We start from the raw sequence: 16,839 nt of genomic DNA, 5'->3' as shown, positions 1-16,839 counted from the left end.
GGGCCGAGGACCGGCCCGCACCGTGACGCGGCAGGCCCGAAGGGGCGGAGCCGATGGACAGCACGTCCGTGTGCACTGGGCCTCCCGGACGGACGGCGCGCAGCCGCCCGCTCAGTCGTCCGGCGCCCGAGGCGCGGGTGCCGGTCTGAGGGGGGTATTCCCGCGAAAGTGGTTGCGTATGCGACGAGGTCCGCGCGTGGGACGGGAGCGCTCCGCGCGTGGTACGGAGAGCTGGGGGACGACGCCCCTAGTTGCCGTAGCGGCGGTGGCGGGCCGCGTAGTCGCGCAGGGCGCGCAGGAAGTCGACCTTGCGGAACGCGGGCCAGAAGACCTCGCAGAAGTAGTACTCCGAATGGGCCGACTGCCACAGCATGAATCCGGACAGCCGCTGCTCGCCGGAGGTGCGGATGATCAGGTCCGGGTCGGGCTGGCCGCGGGTGTAGAGGTGTTCCGCGATGTGGTCGATGTCCAGCACCTCGGCGATGTCCTCCACCGAGGTGCCGCGCGAGGCGTGGTCGAGCAGCAGGGAGCGGACCGCGTCCGCGATCTCCTGGCGGCCGCCGTAGCCCACCGCCACGTTCACCAGCAGGCCGTCCGCCTCCCGGGTGGTCTCCTCGGCCTCCTTCAGCACCGCCTGGGTGTGGCCGGGCAGCAGGTCCAGGGTGCCGACGTGGTGGACCCGCCAGCGGCCCCTGGCGGCCAGGCCCGAGACCGCGTTCTCGATGATGCCGAGCAGGGGGTTGAGCTCCTGAGGGGGGCGGCTGAGGTTGTCGGTGGACAGCAGCCACAGGGTGACCACCTCGACACCGGTCTCCTCGCACCAGCCGAGCATCTCGGCGATCTTGTCCGCCCCGGCCCGGTGGCCCTCCACCGGGCTGCCACCCGAGGCCTTGGCCCAGCGCCGGTTGCCGTCGAGGATGACGCCGATGTGCTTGGGGGCCTGCGCGAGGTCCAGCCGGGACTCGACCCGACGTGCGTAGAGCCCGTACACCAGGTCGCGCAGATTCATGCTTTCCAGCCCCTCGAAATACGGCACCCCGCGGCTCACCATACTGCGCTCGGCCCCGCGACCACGACCCCGGGGCGGGGTCGGTGGACCCTTGCGGGGGCCGGGCGCAAGCCGACGCGCGGGCGATCCGCCGATCGCGGTCCCGTGATAGGCAGGGCGTATGGATGTACGTTCCCTCTATCGCGCCGCCGACGAGCGGTACGCCGGCATGGAGTACCGCCGCACCGGCCGCAGCGGACTGAAGCTCCCGGCGGTCTCGCTGGGCCTGTGGCACAACTTCGGCGACGACCGCACGCTCGGCTCCCAGCGGGCCATCCTGCGCCGCGCCTTCGACCTCGGCGTCACCCACTTCGACCTGGCCAACAACTACGGCCCGCCCTACGGCTCCGCCGAGTCCAACTTCGGCACCCTGCTGGCCCAGGACTTCCGCCCGTACCGCGACGAGCTGGTCATCTCGACCAAGGCGGGCTACGACATGTGGCCCGGCCCGTACGGCGAATGGGGTTCGCGCAAGTACCTGCTGGCCAGCCTCGACCAGTCGCTCAAGCGCATGGGCGTGGACTACGTCGACATCTTCTACTCGCACCGCTTCGACCCCGACACCCCGCTGGAGGAGACCATGGGCGCGCTGGCGTCCGCGGTCCAGCAGGGCAAGGCGCTCTACGTGGGCGTCTCGTCGTACAACGCGGAGCGCACGGCGCAGGCGGCGCGGCTGCTGCGGGAGATGGGCGTGCCGGCGCTGATCCACCAGCCGTCGTACTCCATGATCAACCGCTGGATCGAGGACGACCGGCTGCTGGACACCCTGGAGGCGGAGGGCATGGGCTGCATCTGCTTCGCGCCGCTGGCCCAGGGGATGCTGACGGACAAGTACCTCGGCGGTATCCCGGAGGGCTCGCGGGCCGCGCAGGGCAAGTCGCTCGACCCGGGCCTGCTCACCGACGAGGTGGTCGAACGGCTGCGCGGGCTGAACGAGATCGCCCGGCGGCGCGGCCAGTCCCTCGCGCAGCTCGCGCTCAGCTGGGTGCTGCGCGACGAACGGGTGACCTCGGCGCTGATCGGCGCGTCCAGCGTCGCCCAGCTGGAGGCCAACGTCGCGGCGGTCGGCGCGCCGCCGCTGACCGAGGACGAACTGCGCGAGATCGACTCGTTCGCGGTGGAGTCCGGCGTCAACATCTGGGCCCGCAGCAGCGAGGCGTGAGGCGGACGGCGGGGGCGCGTCTCACGAGAGGCTGCCCCCGCCGACGGCCCGTCAGTGCGCCGCCGCGCCCAGCAGCACCCCGCCCAGCGCGCCCGCCAGCATGAACGGGCCGAACGGGATCGCGGTGCGCCGTCCCGCCCGCCGGGTGGCCAGCAGCGCCAGCGCCACGAGCGCGCCGCAGCCGAAGCACAGCACCGTGCCGGTCAGCAGCACCGGCCAGCCGTACCAGGCCAGCGCCATGCCCAGCGTCGGCGCGAGCTTGACGTCACCGAAGGCCATGCCGGAGGGGTTGACCACCATCAGCCCGAAGTAGCCGAGCCCGAGCGCCAGTCCGCCCAGCAGCGCGCGGGGCCAGGACCCGGCGTGCGCGGGCAGCAGCGCGGCTGCGCCCAGCGCGAGGGCGGTCCCGGCCGCGGCGGGCAGCGTCAGCGCGTCCGGCAACCGCATCCGCGTCAGGTCGGCGCGGGCCAGTGTGAGCCCGACCGGCGCCAGCAGCAGCCAGACGGCCAGCTCCGGCCGTACGCCCACCACTTGGCCGAGCGCGGCGCACACCAGGCAGCCGAGCAGCGCGGACCGTACCCGTACGGCCCGGCCCGCGCCGGTGGGTCCGCCGTCCGCGGCGGGGGGCGCCAGCCGGTCGGCCGCTCGCGGGACGGCTGAGCCGGTGGCGAGGCCCCACAGCGCGGCCGCGCAGACGATGAGGACGTGAGCCACCCGAGGGACGCTACCGCCGTCCGCCGCGCGAGGTCTCAGGTCTTGACGATGTTGCCCTTGCCCACGGAGCCGACCTGCACGCTGTCGGCGATCATGTCCGCCATCCCCTGGGTGAAGTCGGGGGACTGGCCCTGGATGCGCACGAGCACAGGGCGGTCGCGGGCGTCCACCACGCGCAGGTAGACCAGGCGGGTGCTGGGGCCGTGCTTGCCGTGCCGGTAGGTGTAGGCGACCTGGGCCGCGGGCTTGTCGCCGAGGGTGAACGCGGGGCTGCGCTTGACCTGGGCCCCCTTGGGCCGCGCCGGCCAGCCCTTGCCCGGCGCGGGCAGCACCTCCACGGTGGCGACCTCCTTGCCGTCCAGCCTCCAGACCGCGCCGCCCAGCGCGCCGTGCGGCAGCGCCGACGACGGCAGGTCGGTCCAGTCCCTGGGGTGGGCGAAGGCCACGCCGTCCGCGTTGACGTAGTCCCAGCTGTCCGGTGCCCCGGCGCCCACTCCGCACCCGGTGGTGGTCGCGCCCAGCAGCAGGACGCCACCGAGGGCGGCCGCCGCCGCGCTCCACCGTCCGGCGCCGCGCTTGGCGCCGCTGCCGCGCTTCGAGCCGCTCACGCTCACCTCACCCTGCCGTTCACCTTGCCGTCCGGTACGGGCGCGGGCCGGTGGTCCGGGGCGCCCGGGGGTGTGTCCCTCTGCTAAGACGCCGCACAGGTTCCCCTGGTGCCCTTTCCGTGACGGAAAGCACAGATGAACACCTGATCGCCGGAGAACGGCCGGATGGCGGGACGCGGTGGACGCGGTGGACGCGGTGGAGACGGCGTGCCGCCGTCCGGGTGAGGAGCAAAGAGAACGGGCCGATCCGCGGGGTGGGATGCGGATCGGCCCGAGGGGGGGACTCTCACTGTAGCGCGCGATCGGGCGCGTGAGGCCCCTCGGGACACCGAATGCCCGGTCGGGGGCAGAAAAAGAGACCGGATGACCTGTTGTACGCGGGTTGACGCGGGGAGGACGACGTCATGGGGTGGAGCGACGGGCGGGCGGTGCTGCGGGTCCCGGCGGACGGCGGCGGTGCCGTGGCCGTACCGCTGGAGGTGGCCGCGTCGTACCGGGCGCGCAGCCGGGGGCTGCTGGGCCGGGACGGTGTCGAGGGCGCGATGCTGCTGACCCCCGCCTCAGGGGTGCACACCTTCCGCATGCGGTTCGCCCTCGACGTGGCCTATCTGGACCGGCGGATGCGGGTGCTCGCGGTGCGCACGATGCCGCGCAACCGGCTGGGGCTGCCCAGGCCGCGCTCCCGTCACGTGCTGGAGGCGGCGGCCGGGGCGATGGCGGGGTGGGGGCTGCGGCCCGGGGTGGTGGTCGCGGTGGACCCGGCCGCTCCCGCGCCGACCGGTGTCACTCGCCCGTCGTCTTCGGGAAGGTGATCTCGACGCGGCGGTTCTGGCGGCGGCCCGCCTCGCTGGAGTTGTCGGCGATCGGGTACTGCTCGGCGTAGCCGCGTACGTCGAACTGGATCGAGCCGTCGTCCGGCAGGTCCTTGGCCAGTTCGGTGTAGACCGCCTCGGCACGCTGCTTGGACAGCACGACGCCGTGCGCGTGGGTGCCGAGGTCGTCGGTGAAGCCGAAGACGTGCACCCAGGTGGCGTGCTGCTGGGCGATCTCGTCGGCGATGGCCCGCAGCCGGGTGTCGGCGTCCGCGCTCAAGGTGGCGCTGTCCTTGGTGAACATCACCTCGGACTGGAGGTCGAAGGTGACGGCGGCCGGGGTGTCGGAGACCCGTTCGTCCCCGGCGGAGTCCGACTCGACCGTCTCGATGTCCAGCACCTCGGGCGCCGCGAGCGTGGCACCGGCCTTCAGGCGCAGTCCCGCCGCGTGCGGGTCGACCTGGACCGGCGGCGAGGAGGCGGTGGACGGCGCCGGGTCGGGACCGTCGTCCGCGGTGGCGGCTGTGGGGGCGGCCGGGCCGAACGCCGCGGCGGCCAGCAGGGCGAGGGCAACTGCCCCGGCGCGGCGCCGGGCGGCCGACGTCACGACGCGCCGGGCGGTCGCGGGCCTCATCCCGAGATCGCGATCGTCGCGGCGGGCAGGGTCGGCACCTCGAAGTCCACCTGCGTGGTGGACGCGGGCGGGGCGGGGAACTGCGCGAAGACCGGGATGTCGGCGCCGGGCTGGATGATGTCGAGGCCGGTGGTGCACAGGCAGCGGCCGTCGGTGTCGCGCAGCACGTAGTAGCGCTTCTTGGCGGCGAGGTCCACGAGGGTCGCCCCGGCGAGCGAGCCGCCGTTCTTCACCAGCGCCTCCTCGTCGCCGCGCCAGTTCGCGGCCTGGGTGAACGGCTGGTCCCCGGTGTTGCGCACGGCCCCGGAGACCGTGACGAAGCCGCCGGACTCGCGGCGGGCCGAGGTGAGGGTGAGGACGATCCCGTCCGGGCCCTTGATGGTGGCCAGCACGGTGCCGCTGTCGCCGCTTTGCGCACCGCCCCCCGAACCGTTCGCCGCCCCCTGCGGACCGCTCGTTCCGCCCGCCGAAGTGCCCGCGCTCGCGGCCGGTTCGGCGCCGCCGCCGCAGCCGGTGAGGGCGAGGGCCAGCGCGACGCCGGCCGCCACCGCCGCCGCGCCGGTGCCGAACCGCTCGGTCCGTCCGGTCCTGCGGCTCCTCGGGGTCCTCGTCATGGCCGTTCCTTCGTCGCTCAGCTGGTCAGGTGGACGTCGAACAGGTCCGCAACGGACGGGAAGACGGTCAGGTCCGAGGGGTCGACCGGCCAGCCGTGCCCGTCGCACGTCAACGTGCCCACCGGGCCGGTGGCCGAAGGGCTGGGCGACGGGCTGGGCGAGGGACCGCCGGCGGGCTCCCCCGGCGAGGGGGTCGGGGAGGGCGTGGGCGCGGGGTGCACGGGCTGCCAGGCGCAGCGGGGCTCGACCGCCGCGCTCGCGTCGGCGTGCGCCCTGCGGTTCTCGGTGCCCGACAGCACGGAGCGGCCCACGGTGTAGTCGGTCTCCACGGTGACCGCGTAACCGTCCAGGCCCTGCGGGCGGCAGTCGGTGGTGTGCGCCTTGTTGAGCGCGGCGAACTCCCCCGCCTTGTCGCAGGAGTCGCGCAGCCCCGGCAGGTCGCCGTCGAGGAGGGCGCCGATCATGTCGAGCCGGCCCGAGCGGAAGGCGTCGAGTAGCGCGTCGCGCAACTGGTCGCCGCTGTCCTGGGCGGCGGCGAGCGCGGCGGAGTCGGCCGCCGTCTGCGCGCCGTTGCGCGTGGCGGCGGCCTGGCCGACGGCGAAGTAGGCGAACGCGAGGAAGAGCAGCGCGCCGATCACGACCACGTAGACGGGCATCATCTGGCCCCGGTCGTCGCGCCGCGGACCGGGGACGAGGGCGGGGCCCGGGGCCGGCTCGGAGCCGGGGCCTCCTGAGCCTGGGCCTGGGCCGTTCAACGTGGCGTGCCGGGCGGTTACTTGGCGACCTTGGCGATCTGCGCGGTGATCGCGTCGTAGATGGTGGTGCCGATGTTCGTGCCGAGGATGGCGGCCACGATCAGGACGACGACCGCGATGATCCCCAGGTACTCGACCGACGTCTGGCCCCGGTCGGCCTTCGCGGCGATCCGGCTCACCAGCGTGTCGCGCCAGCCGGTGATCCGCAGGTGGGCGGCGGTGGCCGCCCTGGAGGCGATGGTGTGCTCCCGCATCTTCCGCACGACGGACCTCTCCTTCGGTGACGCGCAGAACGCGTTCGGTGACGCTGGGGACGCCCGGAGAGTAAGGGGACGGCCGCACGTGTTTCGAGGGCCCGGGGACCCAAACGCGGGCCCACGCGAGGGCGGTCGGGGACTTGGCAGCCGGCACACGCGACGCAGGCCGGCTCCGCGACGCAGGCCGGGCGCGCAACGGGAGCCTGCCGCGCAACGAAATCCGGACGCGCAGCGCGAGCCGGGCGTACAGCGTGAGCCGGACGCGTAACGGGAGCGGGGTGCCCGCCGGAGGTCGGGAGCCTCGCGCCATCGGCCCTCACCCCTCCCCTCGGGGAGACCACGTGCCCAGCCACAGGGCGATCGCCTTGCTGCGGCTGTCGGCGCGGAGTTTGCCGAAGATGCGGTTGATGTGGTTCTTGACGGTCTTCTCGCTGATGAAGCAGGCCGCCGCGATCTGCTGGTTGGTCATGCCCCCGGCGATCAGCTCCATCACCTCCTCCTCGCGCGGGCTGAGGCCGAAGCGGGTCCGGTCCGCCGCACGTCTCGACTGTCCCACATCCGATTGCAGTTGCGAAGGGCTGGATTGCGACTGCAAAGGAATGGGCGCGGCGGCCGTACCGGTGGCCCCGGCCGCCCCAGTCGACCCGCCCGGCCCGGCCGCCGTGCGGTCGGCGCGCATCCGCGCCAGCAGCACCGTCGCCGCGCCCGCCGAGAACGCCGCCCGGCCGGCCGCCACGTCCCGTACCGCGTCCAGCAGTTGGCCGGGAGTGAACTCGCCGTGCACCAGGTATCCGCCCGCGCCCCGCTGGATCGCCTCCTCGACGGCGGCCCGCCCGGCACTGAAGGACAGCGCCAGCACCGGTGCCAGCACGGCGAGTTCGGGCAGCGCGGCAGGGCCCTCGGCTCCGGGCAGCCGCGGGTCGAGCAGCACGAGGTCGGGCCGGTGGGAGGTGACCGCCTCGCGCGCGGCGGCGCCGTCCGCCGCCTCGGCGACCACCTCGACGCCCTCCGCCTGCCCCAGCAGAGCGGCGAGTCCCGCCCGCACCACGGCGGCGGCGTCGGCCACGACCACCCGAAGCGCGGGCGCCGCCCGGGCCCGCCGTGCCCCGTTCACCTGCCCAGCACCTGGCCCACGCCCACGTCGCTGCCCAGGAAGAAGCCCGCGATCAGCAGGATCATCGTGGCCGGGACCATGAACGTGGTGATGACCAGCGTGGACTTCGGGACCGCGCGGGCCGCCTGGCGGCGGGCGTTCTGCGCGTCGGTGCGCCGCATGTCCCTGGCGATCTGGATCAGGGTGTCGGCGATCGGGGCGCCCAGTTCCTCGCCCTGCTGCAACGCGGTGGTGAACTGGGCGACCGCCTCGGAGTCGTTGCGGCGGCGCAGGTCGTCGAAGGCCTGGCGTCGGCTGACGCCCAGGTCCATCTGGCGCAGGGTGATGCGGATCTCGTCGGCCCACGGCCCCTGGTAGTTGTCGGCGACCCGCTCCAGCGCCTGGCGGAAGCCGAGTCCCGCGCTGACGACGACCGCGAGGACGTCGAGGAAGTCGGCGAGGGTGCGTTCGATCTCCGCCTTGCGCTGCCGGATCGCCAGCCGGATCCCGACGTCCGTCCACCACACGCCGAACGCCAGCAGCGGCGGCGCGACCAGCCACTCCCCCCTGACCAGGAAGACCACCGCGCCGAAGAAGCCGAGGAAGCCGTAGACCGCGCGCCGCGCCGCGTACCGGTCGACGGTCAGGCCGCCGGGGTTGCCGGCCAGGTCCAGCCTGCGCCGCAGCCGGTTGACGCGCGCCGGGCCCATCGCCCGCAGCACGGCGGGCGCCCACCGCATGCCGAGCCGGTCGACCAGCGAGCCGACCGCCGTGGTCCGCGTCGCGCCGACCTCCAGGGCGAGCGCGAGGTCGTCGGGCAGCACCACCTCCCGGCGGTACAGCGCGATGCCGTACGCGATCCCCGCGACCGACAGCGCGGCCAGCAGCCCCAGCAGCGCTCCCGCCATCACCCCTGCCTCCCCTCGTGCGCGTCCTCGTGAGGACCGGACGCCGTGTCGCGCTCACACATCGATCCGCGCCAGCCGCCGGATGGCCACGAAGCCGATCCCGTACAGCGCGAACGCCACCACGACGGCCGCCTGCCCCAGGAACGTCCCGGTCATGGTGTCCAACGATCCGGGCGCCATCCGGTTGAGCATCAGCAGCGCGCCGATCCCGATCGCGGGGACCGCGTAGGCGGTGACGGTGACCTGCGAGAGGGTGGTGCGCACCTCGCGCCGGGTCTCCTTGCGCTCCTGAAGCGTGTCGGTGAGGTTGCGCAGCGACTCCACCAGCGTGCCGCCCGCCCGGCTGGAGAGCACCAGCGTGGTGACCAGGACGGCGAGTTCACGCGAGGGCAGCCGCTCGCGCAGGTCGCCGAGCGCGTCCTCCAGCGAGTGGCCGACCGCCAGCGCGTCGGCGACCCTGGTCAGCTCCTCGCCCGCCGGTGCCTCCAGTTCGTCGGCGGCCATGCCGATGGAGGTGCGCAACGCGAGCCCGGCGGAGGCGCTGTTGGCCAGCAGCCGGGAGAGTTCCGGCAGTTGACCGACGAAGCGTTCGATGCGCTTCCTGTGCCGCCAGTTGAGGAACGCGTACGCGGACCAGGCGGCCACCGCGCCCGCGAGCGGCCCGAAGAACGGCGCAAGCACCGCCGCCGCCAGCACCCACACCCCGGCCACCGCGACCACCAGCCACGCGGTGAACTCCCCCGGGCTCACGTCGAGTCCGGTGGCGGCGAGCCTGCGTTCCAGGCCGCGGCCGTAGCGGGTGCGGCGCACGGCGCTGTCCAGCCCGGCGAACCGTTCCCGGCGCCCGGCGCGCCGCGCGGGGCCCGCGCCGGTCAGCCGGTCGACCAGCTCCCGCCGCTCCGCCCGCCCCCGCGTCCACACCCGCAGCCCCCACACGGCGAGCACGCAGGCGGCGAACGCGGCGCCCAGCGCGAACCAGCCCATCGGTCGCATCGCTACTCCGCCTTCCGCAGGGTGAGTTGGTCCTCGCCGGTGGCCACGCCGAACGCGGGCGGCACCGCCTCGCCCGCCAGGTAGAGGCGGTCGGCGGTCCTGCGCGGCAGCGGGTGGTGCTCCCAGAAGCCGCGGGTGACACGGTCGGCGCCCAGCGGCCCGGCCCGGAACTCCCCCGCGGTCACCAGCCGGAAGCCCTCCCGGCCGCGCGAGGACAGCAACGCGATCTCGGTGACCCGGCGCGAGCCGTCGGCGCTGCGGGTGAGCTGCACGATGACGTCCACCGCGCTGTTGATCTGGTCGCGCAGCGCCTCGAACGGCACCTTGACCTCGCTCATCGACGCCAGCGTCTGGAGCCGCATCAGCGCGTCCTCGGCCGAGTTGGCGTGCACGGTGGCCAGCGAGCCGTCGTGTCCTGTGGACATCGCCTGGAGCATGTCGAGGGTCTCGCCACCGCGCACCTCGCCGACGATGATGCGGTCGGGGCGCATGCGCAGCGAGTTGCGGACCAGGTCGCGGATGGTGATGCGGCCCTTGCCCTCGACGTTGGGCGGCCGGCTCTCCAGCCGGATCACGTGGCTCTGCTGGAGCTGGAGTTCGGCCGCGTCCTCGACGGTGACGATGCGCTCGCCGTCCGGGATCAGTCCGGACAGCGCGTTGAGCAGGGTGGTCTTGCCCGAGCCGGTGGCGCCGGAGACGATCAGGTTGAACTTGGCGCGCACCAGGGCGGCCAGCAGCGTCAGCATGTGCTCGTCCAGCGAGCCCAGTTCCAGCAGTTGGGCGAGGGTGTAGGAGCGCGGGAAGCGGCGGATGGTCAGCGTCGGGCCGGTCAGCGACAGCGGCGGGATGATGACGTTGACGCGCTCGCCGGACGGCAGCCGGGCGTCGACCATCGGATTCGACTCGTCCACGCGGCGGTTGACGGTGGACACGATGCGTTCGATGGTCTGCATCAGCTGCTCGGTGGAGGCGAACCTGGCGTCCACCCGCTCGACCCGCCCGGCCCGCTCGACGTAGACGTGGTCGGGCCCGTTGACCATGATCTCGGTGACGCTCGCGTCCTCCAGCAGCGGCTCCAGCACGCCGAGGCCCAGCGCCTCGTCGACGACCCGGCGGATCAGCGAGGTCCGCTCCTGCGTGGACAGGACCGGGCCCTCGCGGCTGATGATGTGGCCGAGGACGCGTTCGAGGCGCCTTCTGCGCTCGGCCATCGCGAGCGAGGACATCTCGGCGAGGTCGATCTCCTCCAGCAGCTTGGCGCGGTAGGTGGCGGTCAGGTGGCTCTCCTGCTGCCGCCCGGAGTCCGGTTCGGGGGCGGCGACACGGGATCGCAGGCTCGTCATGCGCATCAGTCCCGGGGCATGGTGGCGCTGCGCGTCACCGGGTCGAGGAAGGAGATTCCGGGCAGGACGGACGGCACGGTGACGGTGACGGTCGCGGTCACCCGGTCCGCGCCCTCGTCCATGCCGATCCGGGGCTTGAGCCAGCCGCTCGCGGAGGCGGCCCCGGCGGCGGCGCTGTCGGTGCGGGCCGCGGCCCGCGCGGCGGTCCCGGCCTGCACGCCCGCGTAGGCGACCAGGCCCAACTGGACCCCGGCGAGGGCCACGAGCAGCAGGACGGGCAGGAAGCCGAGGTACTCGATGGCGACCGACCCGCGATCGCCTCCGGGCCGACGCGTCCGGCGCCCGCCCGGCCTCCCCGCGTCCAGGCTCACCGCGTCCGCCCCTTCCCCGCTCCGGCCCACCGCGTCCGTCCCTCCCGTGTTCCGGCTCACGGCGTCTCCTTCCCCGCGCCCGCCGTCCCGTCCACGGTGAACGGGAAGGCCAGGAAGCCGGGGACGAGCACCGGGACCTTCAGGGCGACCCTCGCGGTCACCACGTCCCCGGAGCCGCCGACGGCCACCGAGGCGTTCGCGGCCCACGCGGACGGCAGGTCGGCGGTGGCGGCGGCCTGTGCGTCCTGGCCCACCGCCGCGGCCCGCGCGGCCCGGTCGGCGGCGTCCCCCGCGAGCGTGAAGGTGTAACCGGCCAGCACGAACTGCCAGATGAGCAGCAGCGTCAGCAGGATCAGCGGGGTCATCCCCAGCAGCTCGACGCTGATCTGCCCGCGATCGGACCGCAGGCGCCTGCTCACGTCTCGCGGGCGCGTCGTCGCGTTCCGTCGGCCCGCCGTCGCGTTCGACAAGCGCATCGTCAGCTCCCCCCGCCCGCGCCGATGGCCCTGCGCTCCGAGCGGCGCGGCAGGCGGTGCGCGGTGCGGTCGGCGCGGGCCGGGGTGGCCGGGGCCCCCGCCACCCCGATCTCGGCCGCCAGCGACCACAGCGCCTTGCGGATGGCGCCGCGCTGGTCGAGTTCGTCCATCCGGCCGCTGTCCACGACCGCCTGGAGTTCCTTGAACGCGGCGGGCACGACGGTGCGGGCGGCGCGGGTGCCGGTGACGCGTTCGACCAGGGCGGGCTGGATCTCGGTGTGCCGGGTGTGGCGGTTGACGACCGTGCGCACGTCCTGCGGCTTGCGCACCCGCAGGCGGTCCCACAGGCGCACGGTGCGCTTGGCGGCCCGCACGGCCACCACGTCCGGGGTCAGCAACAGCAGGGCGACATCGGCGAGTTCGACGGCGACCGCGCTGGCGCCCTCCAGCCGGCTGCCGCAGTCGATCACCACGACGTCGTACCGGGCGCGCAGCGCGGTGACGATCTGGCGGGCGGCGCGGTCGGTGACCGCCTCGCCCTGTTCGCCTTCGGCGGGGGCGAGCAGCAGCGACAGGCCGCCGGGGTGGCTGAACATGGCGTCGGCCAGCACCCGGGAGGAGATGTCGGTGATCTCCGCGAGGTCGGCGATGGACCGCCGGAAGCGCACGTCGAGGTAGGAGGCGAGGTCGCCGGTCTGGAGGTCCATGTCGACCAGCGCGACCGAGCGGCCGGACGCCTGCGCGGCGAGGGCGAGTTGGACGGCGGTGACGGTGGCCCCGACGCCGCCCTTGGCACCGGAGACGGTCACCACCGTGCCGGTCCGCCCGCCCGGCGCGTCCGCGCCGCTCCCGCCGAGGTGGCGCCGTACGCCGCAGGCCCACGCGGCGGCCGAGCGCACCCGGGGCGCCAGTTCCTCGTACGACGGCGGCAGGCCGATCAGCCCGCGCGCGCCTGCGTCCATCGCGGCCGAGTACAGCGCGGGGCCCTGGTCGGCGCTGAGCAGGATCACGCCGACGGCCGGGAAGCGCAGCGCGACCTCCCGTACCAGGTCCAGGGGCGGCATCGGGCCGACGCCCTCGTGGACGAGGACCACTTCGGGCAGGTCGTCCACGCCCGAGGCGGCGAGCGCGGCGAGGGTGTCGAGGAGGGCGGCGGAGTCGGCGACGGTGGTGGCCGGTTCGGTGCCGGGCACCTGGCCGAGGAGAGTGGTGGTGGTCCGCGCGGCGTCGGGGTCGGCGACGGCGGCCAGCAGGCGGATGGTCATGCGCGTCTCACTTGTCGCCGTCGAGGGTGTAGGTGCGCTGGTCCTGCGGGACCGAGGGGCTGCCGGGGGCGACCAGGGCGAGCCTGACCTTGGTCGCGAACGACTCGGCGTAGGCGACCCGTTGGGCGTCCTCGGTCTGGAGCGCGAAGGTGATGGGGACCTGTTTGCCCGGGTCCCGGCTGTCGTTCTGGTCGCTGGTCTGCCCGGCCTGGGTGATCTTGCCGATCTCCAGGACCCGGGCGTCGCTGACGATGATCCGCGACTCGGGCTTGCCGCCCGGGCCGCCGTTGGCGAAGGTGGCGAAGATGTTGACCTGGTCGCCGGGGACGATGGTGCCCGCCACCCCGGTCTCGGCGTCGACCATGATCGCGATCTCCTGTTCGCCGGGCCGAAGTTGGGGCCGGTCGGAGACCATGTCGGTCTGGAGCAGCGAGCCCTTGCTGAGCGCGGCGGCGGCGATCTTGCCGTTGACGTCGCCGAGGTCGGTGACGGCGGTGGCGGGCAGCCAGCGCTTCGGCACGCTCACCCGGTGGAACTGGCCGGGGCTCAGCGGCTGGTAGGCGGGTATGTCCTGGTCCAGCTCGTACGCCGTCGTCTCGGACCCCACCTTGGAGTCGACGTCGCCCACGACGGCGACGACTCCGAAGAAGGCGGCGATCGCGCACAGGACGGACAGCGTGAGCAGGACCACACCGCGCCGCTGACGTGAGTTCATCGGCAGGACCAATCGCTTCGGACGGGGGACGAACGGACTGGCTGTGCTTGTCGTTCAGGCGGGGGTGGCGCGCGGCGGCTACGGCACGGCGCCGTGCTCCGCCGGGTCGGTGGCCGGGCAGGCGCAGAACCCGCAGCGGTCGCCGACGAGTTCGAGCCCGCACCAGCGGCATCGCGCCCGGTGCGCGGAGGTGACGAGCTGGTAGAGCACCCCGACGTCCGCGATGTACGCGGCGAACTCCACCAGCCGGGGCGTGCCCCACCAGCGGGCGGAGTCCCGTGGCAGCGGCAGCTCGCGCACGTGACCGCAGTTCCACTCGGGCCCGAGCCGGGCGCGCACCCACTCGTCGGCCAGGCCGTGGGCGGCCAGCGCGAGATGGGTGGGGTAGTCGGGCCCGGGCAGCCGGGTGTGCGGGCCGAGGGGGGTGAGGGTGGCGGCGGGGGCGGCGAGGACGGCGAAGCGGGCGCCCGGCAGCCAGGAGCGCAGGTGCGGGGCGAGGCCGACCTCCAGCCGGTCGAGCCCGGTCACGCTGGACAGGACCGCGCCCGCGTGCAGGTAGTGGGCGAGCAGCCGGGCCGCGCAGGCGAGCACCCCGGGCCCGAGGTCGTAGCGGGAGATCTGGCGTAACTGCTGGGCGAGCAGGGCCAGGGCGAGTGGCGGCAGGTCCACCTCGACCAGCGCCATCCGCTCGGTCTCCAGCAGCGAGCGGATCGCGTGCAGCCGTCTGCGGTGCTCGTCCGGCAGGCCCGCCGGGACCAGGACGACGAGGTGGCCGACCGCCTCCAGCGCGGCCCACGCCGTCGACAGCGCCTGGTCCAGCGACTGCTGGTCCGGCGCGGGCAGCACGAGGCCGGCCGGGGTGTGCTGGTCGGGGGCGGGCAGCAGGAGGTCCTTGCTGGTCACGCCGATGACGGTCGACATGCGAACCCCCTGCGTCTCACCGCTGCCCGGACACCCGCCCGTTGAACCCCTCGCGCCTCACGGTGGCCCGCAGCCTATCCGGGATTTACGGGATGAGCAGTGCCTTCTGCTACCCAACCGCGACGCACCGCAACCATGCGGGAAGCCCGTGCCCCGAACCGTGCCTGAGCCCGTGGCCCAGCCCCGCGGGAAGCCGTGCCCGAACCCTTGACACCAGCACTGGTCTGGACCACTTTGGTCCAGGCCAACAGCCCACCACCCTCCCGACGCGCGAGCGTTGCCCCCAGGAGGCTTCAATGTCAGGTCCACGCCATCACGACGCGCCGGGCTGTCGCGGCCCACGGCACTCCCGGCGCCCGCTCCCCCTGCTCACCGCCGCCGCCGTGGCGCTCTCGGCGGCCGGGATCGGCCTGTTCACCCTGTCCACGGCGAACCCGGCCGGCGCGGCCGACGCCAACCTGGCCGCCAACCCCGGCTTCGAGTCCGGCCTTTCCGGCTGGACCTGCACCGCGAACAGCGGCACGACCGTCTCCAGCCCGGTGCACAGCGGCTCCTCGGCCCTGAAGGCGACCCCGTCGTCGTCCGACGACGCGCAGTGCTCGCAGGTCGTCAGCGTCCAGCCCAACTCCTCGTACACCCTGAGCGCGTACGTGCAGGGCAGCTACGTCTACCTGGGGGCGACCGGCACCGGCGGGACCGACCCGTCCACCTGGACGCCGTCCGCCTCCTCCTACCAGCAGTTGTCGACCAAGTTCACCACCGGCGCCAGCACCACGTCGGTCACGGTCTACCTGCACGGCTGGTACGGGCAGCCGGCGTACTACGCCGACGACGTCTCCCTGACCGGCCCGGCGGGCTCCGGCGGCACGAGCGGCGGGACGACCACCGGAGGCACGAGCACCGGAGGCACGACCACGGGCGGGTCCACGACCGGGGGTTCGACCACGGGAGGCTCGACAACCGGCGGCTCCACGACGGGAGGGTCCACCACCGGCGGGACCTCCACCGGAGGCTCCACCACCGGAGGTTCGACCGGCGGCTCGACCGGTCCGAGCGGGGGCGGCCTGCCCAAGCACGCGGTCACCGGCTACTGGCAGGACTTCTGCAACGGCGCCACCGTCCAGAAGCTCACGGACGTCAACAGCGCCTACGACATCATCGCGGTCGCGTTCGCCAACGCCACCACCACGCCCGGCGCGGTCGACTTCAGCCTCGACCCCTGCCTGAACTACACCGACGCCCAGTTCAAGGCGGACATCAAGGCGGCGCAGGCGGCGGGCAGGAAGGTCATCATCTCGGTCGGCGGCCAGAACGGCACGATCTCGGTCACCGACTCCACCTCGGCGACCAACTTCGCCAACAGCGTCTACTCGCTGATGCAGACCTACGGCTTCGACGGCGTCGACATCGACCTGGAGAACGGCCTCAACCCGACGTACATGAGCCAGGCGCTCGAAGACCTGTCGGCGAAGGCGGGCTCGGGCCTGATCGTCACGATGGCCCCGCAGACCATCGACATGCTCTCGCCGTCCAGCGACTACCTGGCGACCGCCCTGAAGATCAAGAACATCCTCACCGTGGTCAACACCCAGTACTACAACTCGGGTTCGATGAACGGCTGCGACGGCAACGTCTACTCCGAGGGCTCGGTGGACTTCATCACCTCGCTGGCCTGCACCGCGATCCAGGCCGGTCTCGACCCCTCGCAGGTCGGCATCGGCGTCCCGGCCTCCTCCAGCGCGGCGGGCAGCGGCTACGTCTCGCCGTCCGTGGTGAACAACGCGCTGGACTGCCTGACCCAGGGCACCGGCTGCGGCTCCTTCAAGCCGCCGGCCAAGTGGCCGACGCTGCGCGGCGCGATGACCTGGTCCACCAACTGGGATGCCGCCAACGGCAACCAGTTCGCCACCCAGGTCGGCGCGCACGTGCACGCGCTGCCGTAAGCGGTCGAACGGGAGGGCCGGTGGGCGGGACGCGTTCGGCGTCCCGCCCACCGGCGCGTCCGTCCCGGCACCACGAGCGCGGCGGCGGCCGCACGGAGAGGGTCCAGCGGCAGTCGGTGTCGCGTACGACGAGGGTCAACGGGGTGCCGGTCTTGAGTAGTTCGTGTTGTGCGGGTTGTTGGGCCTGCCGTAGGGCGGTGAGGCCGT

Annotated in this window: 19 protein-coding genes; 3 read left to right on the top strand and 16 right to left on the bottom strand. The window is 73.7% G+C overall.

The window, feature by feature from the left end; genetic code table 11:
- Positions 1 to 247: 247 nt before the first annotated feature.
- Positions 248 to 1,009 carry an isoprenyl transferase gene (locus tag CK485_RS17635; RefSeq protein WP_109453180.1) on the bottom strand — a complete coding sequence of 254 codons (762 nt, stop codon included), beginning with the start codon at positions 1,007 to 1,009 and terminating at the stop codon, positions 248 to 250.
- A 160-nt stretch (positions 1,010 to 1,169) separates the two neighbouring features.
- Here CK485_RS17635 and mgrA point away from each other — a divergent pair, with 160 nt between their 5' ends.
- Entirely contained in the window at positions 1,170 to 2,210 is a 1,041-nt protein-coding gene (gene mgrA, locus CK485_RS17630) for an L-glyceraldehyde 3-phosphate reductase (protein ID WP_109451678.1), read from the top strand.
- Positions 2,211 to 2,261: 51 nt separating this feature from the next.
- Here the strand turns inward: mgrA and CK485_RS17625 are convergent, their stop codons facing one another.
- Together CK485_RS17625 and CK485_RS17620 are read right to left on the bottom strand one after the other, a co-directional pair.
- The gene (locus tag CK485_RS17625; protein WP_109451676.1) at positions 2,262 to 2,924 is read right to left on the bottom strand and encodes an A24 family peptidase; all 663 of its coding nucleotides are present in this window, start codon (positions 2,922 to 2,924) and stop codon (positions 2,262 to 2,264) included.
- Between the two features lie 35 nt (positions 2,925 to 2,959).
- Entirely contained in the window at positions 2,960 to 3,532 is a 573-nt protein-coding gene (locus CK485_RS17620) for a hypothetical protein (RefSeq protein WP_199239377.1), read from the bottom strand.
- 404 nt (positions 3,533 to 3,936) lie between these two features.
- On the opposite strand from CK485_RS17620, the gene CK485_RS17615 reads away from it, so the two are divergent.
- The gene (locus tag CK485_RS17615; protein WP_109451674.1) at positions 3,937 to 4,344 is read left to right on the top strand and encodes a DUF192 domain-containing protein; all 408 of its coding nucleotides are present in this window, start codon (positions 3,937 to 3,939) and stop codon (positions 4,342 to 4,344) included.
- Here CK485_RS17615 and CK485_RS17610 read toward each other — a convergent pair.
- The 13 genes from CK485_RS17610 to CK485_RS17555 all read right to left on the bottom strand — a co-directional run bounded on the left by CK485_RS17610 (position 4,316) and on the right by CK485_RS17555 (position 14,689).
- A complete protein-coding gene (locus CK485_RS17610; protein WP_109451672.1) occupies positions 4,316 to 4,978 on the bottom strand; it encodes an OmpA family protein in 663 nt (220 codons plus the stop codon). The two genes, CK485_RS17615 and CK485_RS17610, sit on opposite strands and share 29 nt — an antisense overlap.
- Entirely contained in the window at positions 4,975 to 5,592 is a 618-nt protein-coding gene (locus tag CK485_RS17605; protein ID WP_109451670.1) for a hypothetical protein, read from the bottom strand. Before CK485_RS17605 ends, CK485_RS17610 begins: the two co-directional genes overlap by 4 nt.
- A 17-nt stretch (positions 5,593 to 5,609) precedes the next feature.
- Positions 5,610 to 6,248 carry a pilus assembly protein TadG-related protein gene (locus tag CK485_RS17600; protein ID WP_241968386.1) on the bottom strand — a complete coding sequence of 213 codons (639 nt, stop codon included), beginning with the start codon at positions 6,246 to 6,248 and terminating at the stop codon, positions 5,610 to 5,612.
- A gap of 116 nt (positions 6,249 to 6,364) precedes the next feature.
- Positions 6,365 to 6,601: a hypothetical protein gene (locus CK485_RS17595; protein WP_109453178.1), complete on the bottom strand. Its 237-nt coding sequence runs from the start codon at positions 6,599 to 6,601 to the stop codon at positions 6,365 to 6,367.
- Between the two features lie 319 nt (positions 6,602 to 6,920).
- The gene (locus CK485_RS17590) at positions 6,921 to 7,718 is read right to left on the bottom strand and encodes a response regulator transcription factor (protein WP_241968385.1); all 798 of its coding nucleotides are present in this window, start codon (positions 7,716 to 7,718) and stop codon (positions 6,921 to 6,923) included.
- Positions 7,715 to 8,605: a DUF5936 domain-containing protein gene (locus CK485_RS29710; protein ID WP_241968384.1), complete on the bottom strand. Its 891-nt coding sequence runs from the start codon at positions 8,603 to 8,605 to the stop codon at positions 7,715 to 7,717. The genes CK485_RS17590 and CK485_RS29710 overlap by 4 nt, the downstream gene beginning before the upstream one ends.
- 54 nt (positions 8,606 to 8,659) lie before the next feature.
- On the bottom strand, positions 8,660 to 9,598 hold the full coding sequence (locus CK485_RS17585) for a type II secretion system F family protein (protein WP_109451667.1): 939 nt from the start codon (positions 9,596 to 9,598) through the stop codon (positions 8,660 to 8,662).
- Between the two features lie 2 nt (positions 9,599 to 9,600).
- Positions 9,601 to 10,941 carry a CpaF family protein gene (locus CK485_RS17580; RefSeq protein WP_109453174.1) on the bottom strand — a complete coding sequence of 447 codons (1,341 nt, stop codon included), beginning with the start codon at positions 10,939 to 10,941 and terminating at the stop codon, positions 9,601 to 9,603.
- Between the two features lie 5 nt (positions 10,942 to 10,946).
- The gene (locus CK485_RS17575) at positions 10,947 to 11,372 is read right to left on the bottom strand and encodes a TadE/TadG family type IV pilus assembly protein (protein WP_109451665.1); all 426 of its coding nucleotides are present in this window, start codon (positions 11,370 to 11,372) and stop codon (positions 10,947 to 10,949) included.
- Positions 11,369 to 11,731 carry a TadE/TadG family type IV pilus assembly protein gene (locus tag CK485_RS17570; protein WP_109451663.1) on the bottom strand — a complete coding sequence of 121 codons (363 nt, stop codon included), beginning with the start codon at positions 11,729 to 11,731 and terminating at the stop codon, positions 11,369 to 11,371. The genes CK485_RS17575 and CK485_RS17570 overlap by 4 nt, the downstream gene beginning before the upstream one ends.
- A 59-nt stretch (positions 11,732 to 11,790) precedes the next feature.
- Positions 11,791 to 13,053, bottom strand: coding sequence for an AAA family ATPase (locus tag CK485_RS17565; RefSeq protein ID WP_109451661.1), 1,263 nt, complete (start codon positions 13,051 to 13,053; stop codon positions 11,791 to 11,793).
- Between the two features lie 7 nt (positions 13,054 to 13,060).
- A complete protein-coding gene (gene cpaB / locus CK485_RS17560; RefSeq protein ID WP_109451659.1) occupies positions 13,061 to 13,768 on the bottom strand; it encodes a Flp pilus assembly protein CpaB in 708 nt (235 codons plus the stop codon).
- Between the two features lie 78 nt (positions 13,769 to 13,846).
- Positions 13,847 to 14,689, bottom strand: coding sequence for a hypothetical protein (locus CK485_RS17555; RefSeq protein ID WP_109451657.1), 843 nt, complete (start codon positions 14,687 to 14,689; stop codon positions 13,847 to 13,849).
- 296 nt (positions 14,690 to 14,985) lie between these two features.
- Between CK485_RS17555 and CK485_RS17550 the strand changes: the two genes are divergently transcribed.
- Entirely contained in the window at positions 14,986 to 16,632 is a 1,647-nt protein-coding gene (locus tag CK485_RS17550; RefSeq protein WP_109451655.1) for a glycosyl hydrolase family 18 protein, read from the top strand.
- The last annotated feature ends 207 nt before the right edge of the window (positions 16,633 to 16,839 follow it).

The organism is Streptomyces sp. ICBB 8177, assembly GCF_003144095.1.
Taxonomy (GTDB): domain Bacteria; phylum Actinomycetota; class Actinomycetes; order Streptomycetales; family Streptomycetaceae; genus Streptantibioticus_D.
This window is presented reverse-complemented; position numbering and strand designations above follow the sequence as displayed.